Source organism: Leptospira borgpetersenii serovar Javanica (assembly GCF_003046425.1).
In the GTDB taxonomy this organism is placed as follows: Bacteria; Spirochaetota; Leptospiria; order Leptospirales; family Leptospiraceae; genus Leptospira; species Leptospira borgpetersenii.
The window spans coordinates 107,501-120,000 of record NZ_QAJG01000011.1; the positions used below are offsets into that span (position 1 = coordinate 107,501).

11 protein-coding genes (1 of these 11 cut by a window edge) are annotated in these 12,500 nt (G+C 41.6%); 5 read left to right on the forward strand and 6 right to left on the reverse strand.

Annotation, left to right across the window (positions count from 1 at the left end; translation table 11 throughout):
• Window positions 1-375 carry the 3' portion of an OmpA family protein gene (locus CLV95_RS10870; protein WP_002733344.1) on the forward strand. It extends 762 nt beyond the left edge of the window, so 375 of the gene's 1,137 nt are visible here — the last part of the coding sequence; its start codon lies off the left edge, out of view; the stop codon is at window positions 373-375.
• Between the two features lie 128 nt (window positions 376-503).
• On the forward strand, window positions 504-2,771 hold the full coding sequence (locus tag CLV95_RS10875) for an aconitate hydratase (RefSeq protein ID WP_002724927.1): 2,268 nt from the start codon (window positions 504-506) through the stop codon (window positions 2,769-2,771).
• A gap of 72 nt (window positions 2,772-2,843) precedes the next feature.
• Here the strand turns inward: CLV95_RS10875 and CLV95_RS10880 are convergent, their stop codons facing one another.
• Both CLV95_RS10880 and CLV95_RS10885 read right to left on the reverse strand, forming a co-directional pair.
• Window positions 2,844-3,542 carry a TetR/AcrR family transcriptional regulator gene (locus CLV95_RS10880; protein WP_002760189.1) on the reverse strand — a complete coding sequence of 233 codons (699 nt, stop codon included), beginning with the start codon at window positions 3,540-3,542 and terminating at the stop codon, window positions 2,844-2,846.
• Between the two features lie 232 nt (window positions 3,543-3,774).
• On the reverse strand, window positions 3,775-4,368 hold the full coding sequence (locus CLV95_RS10885) for a lytic transglycosylase domain-containing protein (RefSeq protein WP_002733362.1): 594 nt from the start codon (window positions 4,366-4,368) through the stop codon (window positions 3,775-3,777).
• Between the two features lie 101 nt (window positions 4,369-4,469).
• On the opposite strand from CLV95_RS10885, the gene CLV95_RS10890 reads away from it, so the two are divergent.
• Together CLV95_RS10890 and CLV95_RS10895 are read left to right on the forward strand one after the other, a co-directional pair.
• Window positions 4,470-6,785: an ATP-binding protein gene (locus CLV95_RS10890; protein WP_026054825.1), complete on the forward strand. Its 2,316-nt coding sequence runs from the start codon at window positions 4,470-4,472 to the stop codon at window positions 6,783-6,785.
• Window positions 6,782-7,447, forward strand: a complete 666-nt coding sequence (locus tag CLV95_RS10895) for an LIC_20245 family lipoprotein (protein ID WP_002733325.1) — start codon at window positions 6,782-6,784, stop codon at window positions 7,445-7,447. The genes CLV95_RS10890 and CLV95_RS10895 overlap by 4 nt, the downstream gene beginning before the upstream one ends.
• Before the next feature lie 262 nt (window positions 7,448-7,709).
• Here CLV95_RS10895 and CLV95_RS10900 read toward each other — a convergent pair whose 3' ends face one another.
• From CLV95_RS10900 to alr, 4 genes are read right to left on the reverse strand one after another with little or no spacing between them, the layout of a single operon-like run.
• Entirely contained in the window at window positions 7,710-8,510 is an 801-nt protein-coding gene (locus tag CLV95_RS10900) for a hypothetical protein (RefSeq protein WP_002733458.1), read from the reverse strand.
• Window positions 8,507-9,418: a hypothetical protein gene (locus CLV95_RS10905; RefSeq protein WP_002733495.1), complete on the reverse strand. Its 912-nt coding sequence runs from the start codon at window positions 9,416-9,418 to the stop codon at window positions 8,507-8,509. The genes CLV95_RS10900 and CLV95_RS10905 overlap by 4 nt, the downstream gene beginning before the upstream one ends.
• Before the next feature lie 19 nt (window positions 9,419-9,437).
• Window positions 9,438-10,568: a 1-acyl-sn-glycerol-3-phosphate acyltransferase gene (locus tag CLV95_RS10910; protein WP_002733342.1), complete on the reverse strand. Its 1,131-nt coding sequence runs from the start codon at window positions 10,566-10,568 to the stop codon at window positions 9,438-9,440.
• Between the two features lie 49 nt (window positions 10,569-10,617).
• Window positions 10,618-11,757 (reverse strand): alanine racemase, encoded by a 1,140-nt coding sequence (alr, locus tag CLV95_RS10915; protein WP_026054005.1) that lies wholly within the window; start codon window positions 11,755-11,757, stop codon window positions 10,618-10,620.
• A gap of 118 nt (window positions 11,758-11,875) precedes the next feature.
• Between alr and CLV95_RS10920 the strand changes: the two genes are divergently transcribed.
• The gene (locus tag CLV95_RS10920) at window positions 11,876-12,364 is read left to right on the forward strand and encodes a DUF2505 family protein (protein WP_026054004.1); all 489 of its coding nucleotides are present in this window, start codon (window positions 11,876-11,878) and stop codon (window positions 12,362-12,364) included.
• Window positions 12,365-12,500 lie beyond the last annotated feature (136 nt).

A 12,500-nucleotide genomic window follows, 5' to 3' on the forward strand; every position in this document is an offset into this window, starting at 1 on the left:
GAAAAAAAACACGAATTATCTTCCAATCCTAAATTTAGAGAGATCGAATCCAAAGTGATTCACTTTGAAAAAAACAGTATTCAAATTCGTAAAGAGGCAAGACCAGGTCTCAACCGACTTTCCCGTTGGATGAAAGAGGACTCTTCCATTCGAGTTAAAATATTCGGCCATACTTCTTTGGAAGGAACAGAAGCGGCCAACCATAGGGTTTCTCTTCTTCGTGCTGAAACGGTTCGGGATTATCTTGCGGGCAACGGAATTGCCAAGGATCGTTTCGAAGTGATTCCCAAAGGTGCGAGTGTTCCAATCGGCGACAACTCCAAAGAAGAGGGAAAGGAAATGAACCGGCGCGTAGAACTTAGAATTCGTAACTGAATTAAAAAATCCTATACAAACTATCTGCTTGCAACAGCATGATTTTATAACTTGTTCTATTCTTTCGATGAACTGGAAGGACAACTCGTATAAGGACAGGTTCACTCATCATCTAACGGAGAAAGACAATGGCATTCGATATAGAAATGATTCGCGCCCGATATGCTAAGATCGGGGATCTAGTTACAAAAGCGAGAAACGTCGTTGGAAGACCTCTTACCCTTACTGAAAAGATTCTTTATTCCCACCTTTGGGAAGGTGAACCTAAAACAGGTTATGAAAAAGGAAAGTCATACGTAGACTTCGCACCGGACAGAGTCGCAATGCAGGACGCTACGGCTCAGATGGCTCTTTTGCAGTTTATGTCTGCGGGAAGAAACAAAGTTGCGGTTCCATCCACCGTTCACTGTGACCACTTGATCCAAGCAAAAGACGGTGCCGTCGAGGATTTAAAAACCGCTAATACGGTAAATAAAGAAGTTTACGACTTTCTTTCCTCCGTTTCCAACAAATATGGAATCGGTTTTTGGAAACCCGGTGCGGGTATTATTCACCAAGTGGTTTTGGAGAATTACGCATTTCCCGGCGGGATGATGATTGGAACCGATTCTCACACCGTAAATGCGGGGGGCTTGGGTATGATCGCGATCGGAGTCGGCGGTGCGGATGCCGTGGACGTGATGGCCGGTATGGCTTGGGAACTAAAATTTCCAAAACTCATTGGTGTAAAACTCACTGGTAAACTTTCCGGCTGGGCCTCCGCAAAAGACATCATCTTGAAAGTTGCAGGAATCCTTACCGTTAAAGGTGGAACCGGTGCGATTGTAGAATACTTCGGAGAAGGTGCGGACAGTCTTTCCTGTACGGGTAAGGGAACGATCTGCAATATGGGCGCAGAGATAGGAGCCACAACTTCCGTGTTCGGTTACGATCGGAACATGAGGGAATATCTCTTAAAAACGAATCGTAAAGATGTCGCGGAACTGGCGGATAAAATCGTGGAACATTTGAACGGAGACAAAGAAGTATATACGGATCCCGCGAAATACTTTGACCAGTTGATCGAAATCAATCTTTCAGAACTCGAACCCTATATCAATGGACCTTTTACTCCGGATTTAGCGACTCCTCTTTCTAAATTCAAGGAAGCGGTTCAACAGAACGGTTGGCCGACAAACTTGGAAGTAGGGCTCATCGGTTCCTGCACAAACTCTTCGTACGAAGATATTACCCGTGCGGCTTCCGTTGCAAGGCAAGCGGCGGAAAAAAATCTGGAAGTCAAAGCGGAATACACTGTAACTCCGGGCTCGGAAATGATCCGTTATACGATTGAAAGAGACGGACTGATCAAAACCTTTTCCGATATCGGTGGAGTGGTTCTTGCGAATGCCTGCGGGCCTTGTATCGGTCAGTGGAGTCGTCACACGAAGGATCCGGAAAGAAAGAATTCCATCATTACTTCGTTTAACAGAAATTTTGCGAAACGTAACGACGGTCTTGCGGGAACTCACGCTTTCGTTGCGTCACCCGAAATTGTGACCGCATTTGCGATTGCCGGAACGTTGGATTTTAATCCAATCACGGATTCCTTGAAGAGTAAAGATGGAAAAGAAGTAAAACTCGATCCTCCGACGGGTCTTGATTTCCCTCCGAAAGGTTTTGACGTAAAGGACGCGGGTTTTATCGCTCCCGCTGCGGACGGATCGAAAGTAAATGTCGTGGTCGATCGTCAATCGGATCGTCTGCAGTTACTTTTACCGTTTGCTCCTTGGGAAAAAACAGATTTAAAGGGTTTAAAATTACTCATCAAAGCGAAAGGGAAGTGTACCACCGATCATATTTCTATGGCGGGACCTTGGTTGAAGTATAGAGGTCACTTGGATAATATTTCCAATAACCTTTTGATCGGTGCAGTAAACGCTTTTAACGATAAGACCAATGAAGTGAAAAATCAACTTTCCGGGACTTACGAGCCTGTTCCTCAAACTGCAAGAGCATACAAAGCGAAAGGTATTGGTTCCATAGTTGTAGGAGACGAGAATTATGGAGAGGGATCTTCAAGAGAGCACGCGGCGATGGAACCAAGACATCTTGGAGTCAGAGCGGTTCTCGTAAAATCTTTCGCGAGAATTCACGAGACAAACCTGAAAAAGCAGGGGATGCTCGCGCTTACGTTTACGGACAAAGCCGATTATGATAAGATTCAAGAAGAGGACACAATCGACATTCTCGGTTTGACCTCGTTTCAAGAAGGAACTCCTTTGACTCTCGTGTTACATCACAAAGACGGTTCTTCCCAAGAGATTAAAGTAAATCATACATTCAATGCGCAACAGATCGCTTGGTTCAAAGCAGGCAGCGCGCTCAACCTAATCAGCGAGGAGCAGAAGAAATAGCTGTGAGGTTTTGGAAGTAGATCAAACTTTTCCCGCATTCTAGGAGCGCGGGAAAAGTCCGACGTAAAAAATTTACTTCGATTTTTTTTTGGTTGGCCCCGGTTCTAAACCTTTTCGAAAAATTCTCGCCACTTCTTTGATCGTGGCTTGGATTTCCGAGGGAGGAATCTTATAAACGCATTGACCCATAAATCCGAGTGCGAACGCAAACGATGAGATTGCGTAAGCGGCGGATTTTAAATCCGCTTTCGGATTGATTTTTCCCGCTTTCTTAAACTTTTCCAGTTCTGTGATAAATTCGGGAAGTGCTTTCGTATAAATTTTCTTTTGAATGATTTGGCTGACTTCGGGATCCAGGATGATCTGACTCACCGCAACTTTCATAAAGTCCTCGGCATCTTTAAAATCTTTACATTTGCCCGATATCAAGTAGCGAATGCTTGCTTCAAGATCTTGGTAATTTTTCGAAGTTTTGCGGACGCGGGAGGAAAGGGAATTCTCCTGTTTGATATCTTCACTTCGAGTGAGAATAGCTTCCAGAAGACCTTTTTTATTTCCGAAATATCTGAAGATCAATGCCTCGTTTGCGTTTGCGAGTTTTGCAATGTCTTTCGTATTGGCGGCGTCATAACCTTTCTTTGCGAAAACTTGAATCGCCGCCAAAAGGATGGAAGTTTCTGTCGCGGCACGATTTCTTTTGCGAATCGTTACTTCAGAGACAAAGTTGTCCTTCATTTGCGGATTATTTGACTTTGATCGGCTCGATTTCATTTCGATCCCAATGAAAGTCAAGATGAGACTAAGTGTCACTCACTATTTCAAAAGAGATGTTTCTCTTAACTTGACTGGTGGTAATGGAAAATAACGTGTGAACAGAAACAGGTCATTCGTTTTGGCTACGTTGTGCCCTCTTTTTGCAATAAATCAAAAAGGGATTCCATAAAAGTGAAAGGGTCGTTTTCCTATGGTTTTCGAGTAATGGATAAAGGATCGAATTAGAAGGTTATTCGGAAAAATCCCTATAGAATTTTTTGACTTTCTCAACGTACTTTTTTGTTTCTTTGTAAGGAGGAATACCTCCGTAATGATCGACTGCTTTTGGGCCTGCGTTGTAGGCTGCCAGTGCGTGATCTAAATTTCTATATTTGTTTAGGAGATCACTTAAGAATTTCGTTCCTCCCGCAACGTTTTCTGCCGGATCGGAAGGGTCGTCGACTCCCAGCAGGTTGGCCGTGGATGGCATAAGTTGCATAAGGCCGATCGCACCTTTCGGAGAAATCGCATCGGTTTTAAAACCGGATTCGGCTTTAATAACACTTTGAACGAGGGAAGGATCGAGATGATTTTTTTCGGATTCTTTACGGATAATTTCGGCCAAAGTAGGTTCGATACCTTCCCAATTACCACGAGAATTTGTTCTCCAAGGTTCTATTTTGGGATTCGAAGCGGATTTTTCACCTTCTGCCTTTAACATAGAATCGAACGGTTCCTGTCGGTTTTGAACCGGAGTTTCTTTCACGAACCGGTTTGCTAGACTTTCGATGTCTTGAATTCGATTTAAAATTTTTTGTACGGGTGGAAGTTCTTCGATTCTCATATTATGTCTCTCGGAACATTTTCCCCACAGGAAGATCTTTTTTTACCTTTTTGAGAAATTTTCAAGGGGGGTTCTTGAAAAATCTATACTGCTTGTGAATACTGTCTTCTGTGATCGAAATCGCCATCACATCCAGAATTTCTGCGTTTCCGATTTTATATGCCAAATCTAGGGGCTTTTTTGAAAAAGAGGGAATTCAGGTACAAATTCGAGTTTTGGAAAACTACGATGCGATTCTTGCATTTCTAAGTTCCGGAAAGATAGAAGTCGGGGAAATACCGTTTACAACTTGGTTGGATTTACATTTAAAAAAGACCGTACCAAACAAGTCTATTTTTCGGGGAATGATTCTTTCGAGAATGATCCACTCGTTTTATTCCAAATACAATTCCAGTATGGATTCGATTTTGGAAGGGACCCCGTATTTAATACCGGTTCTACAGAATACATCCGTCGATAAGTTATTGGCCCAAGAATTCATGAGGTCCAGCCGTTTTCGTAAAAAAATTTCCTATACCTTCGTGTATTCCAGATCCTATCTTTTAGAGTATGAGTTTGCACAGACCACGACTCTCGGACTTATCGGATCGGTTCAAGAGTCTCACTTTTTAAATAACGGATTCAGAATTTCGGAGGGACGGGATTTACCTCCGTACCGACTTCCAGTTAACATGCTCGCGTTTAACGGTAGATTTGCGAAGACCTATCCGGATCGAATCAATAAACTTCAGAGTGCTTTGTTCCAAGCGATTCAATCCTTGATCGAAAATACGAGCGATACTACGGAGCATGTGATTCAGGAAAACATTCCGGAGTTCAAGATAGAACCGGAACAACTGCATTACTTTTACAAACAGCCTTCGCAGGATCTGCAGGAGATCCTTTCTCCGGTTGCCGCTTTGGAGGAATTGGAATACTTGGGAAGAATTTACTGGAGATCCATAAAACATCTAACCGATCCTCCGCCGGTTCTTTTGGAAGCCCTCGACTTGGCCGCTAAGGATCCGATTCCGATTTATCCTGCCGCTTTGAAAACCAAAAAAACTGTTCTTATGGAGGAGCAGTTTAACCGTGAGGATGAATCCAATCGCTTATTGGAAATAACGGGGGACCGAAGAGAACTCGGGGATTTGGTTTCCGATGTTCACAATCTCGTTTTGAACATTTATAATTCCAAAAAAGGCGTAAGATTGCCGGTATTACCTCTCAAAGGGACCGCGTCTGCGATCAGAACAGGTATCAACTCCATATTGGATTTTTTATTTCAAGAAATCCGTACTCAAGAGATTAAAGCATTAGCAATCGATAATGTTCTAATGATGCAGGGACTTGAGATGGATAAGAGGAATATGGAACTCCAGTTTTCGGACGATCGATTCAACTATCTCTTTGAGTTTTCCCCGATTCCGGTGATTTTGTTGGATTCTGTGTCGGGGGCATTGATTGCGGGAAATTATAATTTCCGAAGTCTTACCAGTTATAGCAAGGATAACATCCATAGTTTGAGACTGGAGGATTTGTTTCCCGGTTTGGAGGAGATGGGCGATTGGTCCTCCCCGACAAAATCTCCGGAGACGATGCTTCGTGTGGATCAAGTGAAGATGAAGTTGAGAGACAAGTCCGAAATGGATGTTTCTTTGAGTATCACTGCGTTGTTCGAAAGGGCGAGAAAAATCTATCAGGTTCATATCTTGTATGATTCTGAGAAAAAAGAAACGGAACAGGCCAAACACGAATTCATTTCGAATATCAGTCACGAGTTACGTTCCCCTATGACGAATATTCAGGGTTATTTCGAGCTTTTGAGGGCGGAAATCAATACTTTCTTATCCAAGGATCAAAGCGGGATGTTGAATGTGATCGAAAAGAATATAAAACGTCTGAATCATCTCATTGAAAATCTTTTAAAATTCGAGGAAGTTCAGGGAGAAGACAATTCTGGTCTTGTTGAAAACTTCGATCCGGCTCTGGTAATCGAGGAGGTAGTTTATTCAAACGAACCTTCTGCAAAAGAGAAAGGATTGAGTGTAGAGCTTAATCTGATCAAAAAGTTGAAAGTTCGTGGGATCCGTTTTGAATTTTCTCAGGTGATAACGAATCTTTTCGTAAATGCGATAAAGTATGCGGAAAAGGGAAAAATCGAGATGACGATGATTGAGTCCGGCGAGGGGACGATAGAAATCAACATCAAGGATACGGGAGTCGGGATCGATCCGAAGTATGTCGAAAAGGTATTCGAGCGATTTTTCCGAGTTCCGAATGATCGAAACAAAAGAGTCGGAGGTACCGGATTGGGGCTTCCGATTTCCAGAACCATTCTCCACAAAATGAACGGGGAAATTACCCTTGAATCCAGAGTAGGGGGAGGAAGTAACTTCAAAATTTCCCTCCCGTTACAATCATCGGATTCCAAATGAGTAGAAAAGAAATATATTCAATTATCATAATTTTCTTAATCTTTTCGGTTTGTTTCTTTTTTTTCAATGAAGAAGTCGTAAAAGATTCTTCTGAGAATGAAAAACTGAGAAGTGGGCTTAGCCGAAACACGGTGATGAGACAAGAAGATTCCCTCTTTGAATCCGGAAATTTCTTGGATTTTTCCGGATCGGAGGAATCGGAAACATTGGCTGATTCAAACGGTGATATTACTTCTACCGACGATGTGGCTCCGACAGCGGACGGATATTCTAGTTTGTCTTCTGAAGAAAAGGAAAGGATTCGAAAAGAAATAATTCAAAAGGTCAAACTTCTCGCGGAACGTTTCCCTGATAATTCTCTGATTCCTAGAGAGTTAACCGAGGAAAAACGAAAAAAAGACGAGGAGAAAATGAATAAAATTCGCGGAATTTTGTTGGAAGGAGGGGAAGTCCCCAAATCCGAGATGGAATTTTATCTGGATTCTAAAATCAAAAAAACGAACGATATGACTGAAATTTTGGAATACAGCATGAAATTTTTCAAAGATTCCGGCAGACATTATCCGGACACTTTTATGAAAATCATCGAAGATCGTCTACAATCTCTTCGGGAAAGTAAAGATGAGTTGTTAAACGCAAAGAAGAATTTGGAATCGAATTGATTTGTCGACTTTTTACGTTTCAATCGGAAGGAAAAATTCTAAGAGTCTGTCCCAAAACCTCGGGATGTAGGAACTCCTACTTTTAGACGACAGAATGCTTTTCTTCGAAAAGCAGTTCGTTTTTGTTCTCTTTTTTGTCTTCGTAAACTGCATTCTAAATTCGTGATGTAACATCTCCTCTGTTTCTGTTCTCTGTCTAGAACGAGCGAAGCGAGTTCGTCTGTCTTCCGTCTTCTGAATGAAGGCAGTTTTGGGACAAACTCTAAATTCTTTTCATCCTCGATTTTGACTTTTGTTTGGTAGTGATTTTCTTTTTCGATTTTGTTTTTTGAAACGTTTTTTTCGGGGAGGTTTGTTGTTTTTTCTCGGAGACAAGTCTCGGAAGTTTCATCCCGGAAATAGTATATGCAAGTTCGATCAGTTCTTCTATGCCGAGAACTTCTATGATATGAATGTTTTTCTTAAAACCTAGAGTCCTTAAAAAAACCAAGAGATTCTGAACGCCGAAAGCTTCGATCAGCTTTGGAATGTCTCCGATTCCTCTTTTACGAATCCAGATTCCGGATTGTTCCGGAGTCAGCTCCTGAACGATGGGAATCAATTGAATAGGGGGAATTCTCAAAGAAAGTTCTATAAAGTTTTGAATTCCCACTTCGTTTAATAATGCGATGGATTTTTGAGTTCCTATATTTTTTAGAAGTTCCGCGGCTGATTCTTTACCGGTTTTAAAAGACATTTCCGCGATGTCCGCGGCTGGAATCGACGTGGATAAAAGGATAAGATCGTCCATCGGAATAGTATTTGCAAAGTATGTAATGTTTTGGGGCGGGACCGTGGAAAGAAGCGTCACCAAGGTCTCTTCCGGAATACGGTTCAAGAATTCTACGATTGTTTTTTCGTCCAAGTGTTGACTGATGTATAGGAGCGTTTTATGGTCCACTTTTTCGGAGAGGGAGTAAAGTTTCTCATAACCGAGCGAACGAAACAACTGGAAAGATTTTCCGGTGCCTAGTTTATCCAGGTATTCTAAAGCTTTTCCGATCTGGTTGATCACTTTTTTCATACAAGCATATCCTCCAGCAGTCCGGCTACAAGTTTAGTCAATGGTTTTTGTTTGTGAATAACAAGAATGTTTTCAGCGGTTGTTTTGGAAACGGAATCCCTGAAGCGAATATATTCCTCGTCGGAATAACCTAGGAATTCTTTCAAAGTTTCTCCTCCGTATTCGTTTAAAACCGCATCCCTGAAACTCTCGTAGGATTTTTCCATATTCTTTTCGAGAAGGGGATCACTAGAGATGGTTTGCCGTAGTTTTTCAAGATGTTTTCTTAAATCGGTGGATTCCAAACGACCCAGATCGGAAAAACCGGTTTGGAACAGGATTTTCAACGTGTTGGAAATAAGAATTTTACCGGCTTCGCTTTCGGAGGAATTGTGTAGCATTTCCGCGATCTTTTCCGTAAAGCTAGGGAGTAAGATTGTAAGAAATCCAGAAATTTGTTTTTCGAAACCCGCCGCTTGAAACATACCCGCAAGAGGATTGAGCTTTCTATTAAATTCTACTAATATCTTTTCAAGACCTAACGAGAACATCTCTTGGATCGGCGATTGGCCGAGGACCTTCATCAGAAATAATTTGGATGGGGCGGTTATGGTTCCAGCGGCAAATTCCAAAATTGCCTCCTGTGTTTCCTGGCTCATTGCTTCGGATACTGAGTTGAAAGGAAGAACCGTTCGGATGTTGACCCCTTGCAGAATAGTTTTTACTTTATCTTCCGGAATTCGAAGTCCGGCAACGGGCTCCAAAGACAAGGAAATTTTTTCCGGCATCAATTCTTTAAGAGTGGAATCGAAGAAGGTGTCCAAAACTCGGTTGATACTTTTCTGAACTTTTTCCGGGTTTTCGATCCAGGCTTTTGCCGCAGATCGGTATTCTTTTTTCGGAAAGAATAAGCGTTTCCAAAATCCCATTTCGATTCGTGTTCCTCGATTAAGTTAAAGAAAGAAGAATTTTATCCAACTCCGGTTTGTGGTAAGCGAGTTGATTCGCATGATACAAAAATTCGTTTTTCTTTCTAAGATTTCTCGTGTCCTTATAAAGAAGTTTTTCGGTTCCGAATACTTCTCCGTTCCCATCGAGTTTTAGAAATTTATTTTCCAGACCTTTGTTTAGAATATGTTGAAAGGTTTCTTCCAAATGAGAGCCGAATAACTTTCCGGAAACGTAGATTTTTTTCCCCTTCTTTTTTATCTCGTCTGCAAAGTTCTGTAGGCGTTTAAAGAGTATTTCTTGGCCGATCGAGGCTTCGGTTCCCAGTCGCATTAAAATCATCGAAAGAAGATTTCCGGATGTTATCACATAATTCTTACCTAACTTTTCTTTTACAATGTTTGTTACTTCGTCGCTGCTTGCGTTTTCGGGAATATCAAAAGTTTCTCCGTAAGCGATATGAAGTTGGGTCTTTTTTGCGGAAATATAGTCGTACGTAAGGGTAAAGGAAATAAAACGAACGTCTTTGATCTTCGTGCGGATGAAGTAAACGCCTCTTTTAATTTGATTTAGATAACCGTCTTGGTTGAATGTCCCTTCGGGGAATAAAAACAAATTTCTTCCGGAAGTTACTCTCTCGATTAAAATGTTCCATTCCTGATCGACCATACCTCTGAGTTCCCCGCTTTTTAAGAGTTCTCTTGCGTTATCACGGAACGGACGTTTGACGGGAAAACATCCGATGTATCTTAATAATACCGGTATCAGGTTTGTTTTGTCTATCAGTCCGAAGATGAGTTTTAAAGTTCCTTTAGGTCGAAATTCTTTGATTAAAAAATTCTTTTTTAAAACATCCTCTCTTGCCGGGATCGCAAACTTAATTTTAGGCTGAACCGCTTTATAAATTACGGAGAGCGCGAGAATGTCCCCTTCTTCTACGTGATTTCCTATAATGACGGTGGGATAATGTGCGTTTAAAACCCGGTCGCGATTGTTTTCTGAAAAATATTCGTCGATGGAATCAAATAAGATTCCTCTGGTTTTATATACGAGACCGATCAAGCGATCGTAAGTTTTTGTGGAATAAACGATTTGAGTTATATTTGAATTTTTGGAAATGGCGTCTTGCATGCGGGCCTTAGGATTCTTTTCGAATACAGGTTACACTAAGAAAGAGTTTCTAGTCTACCACAATCCTACAGACGGATTCGCTGATTCTTGTCGTGATTTCGTAATTGATCGTATGAGTACGGTCCGCAATATCGTCCGCCGTGATTAATTCTTCTCCATCTTGGCCAATGACCGTGACGATGCTTCCCACATCCGCTCCGGGGATATGTGTAACGTCTAACATCGTCATATTCATACAGATTCGACCAATGATCCTCGCTCTTTTGCCGAGAACCAACATGTCTCCGTTACTCGAAAGTTTTCGATCAAGTCCTTCGTAATAACCGATCGGAACGATCGCCACTTTCGTAGGATACGAGGTTTGAAAAGTGGAACCGTAACCGATGTAACTGTTGGCAGGATGATTTTGAATGTGAACGATGCGTGTTTTCCAGGAAAGGATCGGACTCAGTTGGAAATTTTTATTTCCGTTAAGGTTTAAGGAAAGTCTGGTTTGTATGCTCGGCCAGAGCCCATATAAGGAAATTCCCACTCTTACCATTTCGTAGTGGGCAGAAGAGAACAACATCGTGGAAGCGGAAGCGCACATATGTCGGATTAAATTTTTGTAACCGAGGGACTCCGCGAGTAAAACCGCTTTTTCGAACTTTTGAATTTGCATTAGGGAATACTTATGTTCTAAAACGTCTTCCGTACTTGCAAAATGAGTACAGATCCCGTCTAGAGTAATTCCGTTTTTTTTTAACTCTCCTAATGTATATTTTAAGGTTTCTCCGTGATTTCCCAATCTACCCATTCCCGTATCGATCTTGAGATGGAGTTTTGGGGCGGGGTTCAATGAGGAAAGAATTCGAGCCGTTTCCGGTCTTGAAAATATGATCCAGAAATTGGGATCGGATAGAGCTTCTTTCCGTTTTTCCGGGTTTTGAATTTCTCCCATGATTAGGATTGGAATTTTCGGATCGATTTGGCGAATACTTTGAGCTTCTTCGATCGAGTTGACTCCGATGCGTGAAACACCTTCTTCGATGCAGAGTTTAGCCATTAGATCCGTTCCGTGGCCGTATGCGTTCGATTTTAAGATTGCGGTAAGAGTTGAGCCCGGGCGTAAAATGGAACGAAAACTATTCAAATTATTACTCAGAGAACGTTTCGAGATTTCGATCCAGGAAGAGGCAGTTTCTTTCATCGAATTCCAAGCCAAAGACTTTCCTACCAGAATTAATGTCTTGCAAATTCTTCCTATAGTTTTTTATTTACTGGATTGGAAAATCGGATGTTTTGAAAAAAATGTGCGAGAGGCCCGGATGAAATATAAAATAGTTCAACAATTTCCCGTCCCGTTGAAGGACCTTTTAAAAGCAAGGGAGGATCGTTATAAGTATTTGGATAAATTCCCAGAATTGAAAAATGTAGAACTTTTAGAAGAAAGAAAGAACGGTAATTTAGTTTATCAAAAGCGTAAAGTGAAACTTGCCGAATCCATGCCCAAGGTCCTAGCCACTCTACTTTCCGATCCGTCTTTATTAGAAAATTCTACATTCGATTTGAATACAAATACGCACGAATTTACTCTGGCTCCTCCCGGAAATGAAAGTATCGTTCAGATCAGTGGGGTTTCCGTTTATAAGGAATTGGGTCCGGACAAGTCCGAAAGAAGTTATGATGTGGAAGTCAAATCCGGAGTTTTCCTGATGGGTGCGGCGATCGAGGCCGTCATTGAAGAAGTGCACAAACATTCTTTGGAAAAGGATAAGAATTCAATCTCCGAATTTCTAAATTCCTATAAATCTTAGAATTTTTTCTAAGAATTTGTCCCAAAACCTCGGATGTAGGAACTCCTACATTCAGAGGACTGAGGACTTTACACGGCAATGCCGCTCCCACAGAAGACAGTTTTGGACAAGTTCTAATGTTTCCGTTTTGATAAAA

Excerpts from the sequence above, each read along its gene's own strand:
- CLV95_RS10875 (WP_002724927.1), top strand. The coding sequence starts at position 504 with ATGGCATTCGATATAGAAATGATTCGCGCCCGATATGCTAAGATCGGG.
- CLV95_RS10880 (WP_002760189.1), bottom strand. The coding sequence starts at position 3,542 with ATGAAATCGAGCCGATCAAAGTCAAATAATCCGCAAATGAAGGACAAC.
- CLV95_RS10885 (WP_002733362.1), bottom strand. The coding sequence starts at position 4,368 with ATGAGAATCGAAGAACTTCCACCCGTACAAAAAATTTTAAATCGAATT.
- CLV95_RS10895 (WP_002733325.1), top strand. The coding sequence starts at position 6,782 with ATGAGTAGAAAAGAAATATATTCAATTATCATAATTTTCTTAATCTTT.
- CLV95_RS10900 (WP_002733458.1), bottom strand. The coding sequence starts at position 8,510 with ATGAAAAAAGTGATCAACCAGATCGGAAAAGCTTTAGAATACCTGGAT.
- CLV95_RS10905 (WP_002733495.1), bottom strand. The coding sequence starts at position 9,418 with ATGGGATTTTGGAAACGCTTATTCTTTCCGAAAAAAGAATACCGATCT.
- CLV95_RS10910 (WP_002733342.1), bottom strand. The coding sequence starts at position 10,568 with ATGCAAGACGCCATTTCCAAAAATTCAAATATAACTCAAATCGTTTAT.
- alr (WP_026054005.1), bottom strand. The coding sequence starts at position 11,757 with ATGAAAGAAACTGCCTCTTCCTGGATCGAAATCTCGAAACGTTCTCTG.
- CLV95_RS10920 (WP_026054004.1), top strand. The coding sequence starts at position 11,876 with ATGAAATATAAAATAGTTCAACAATTTCCCGTCCCGTTGAAGGACCTT.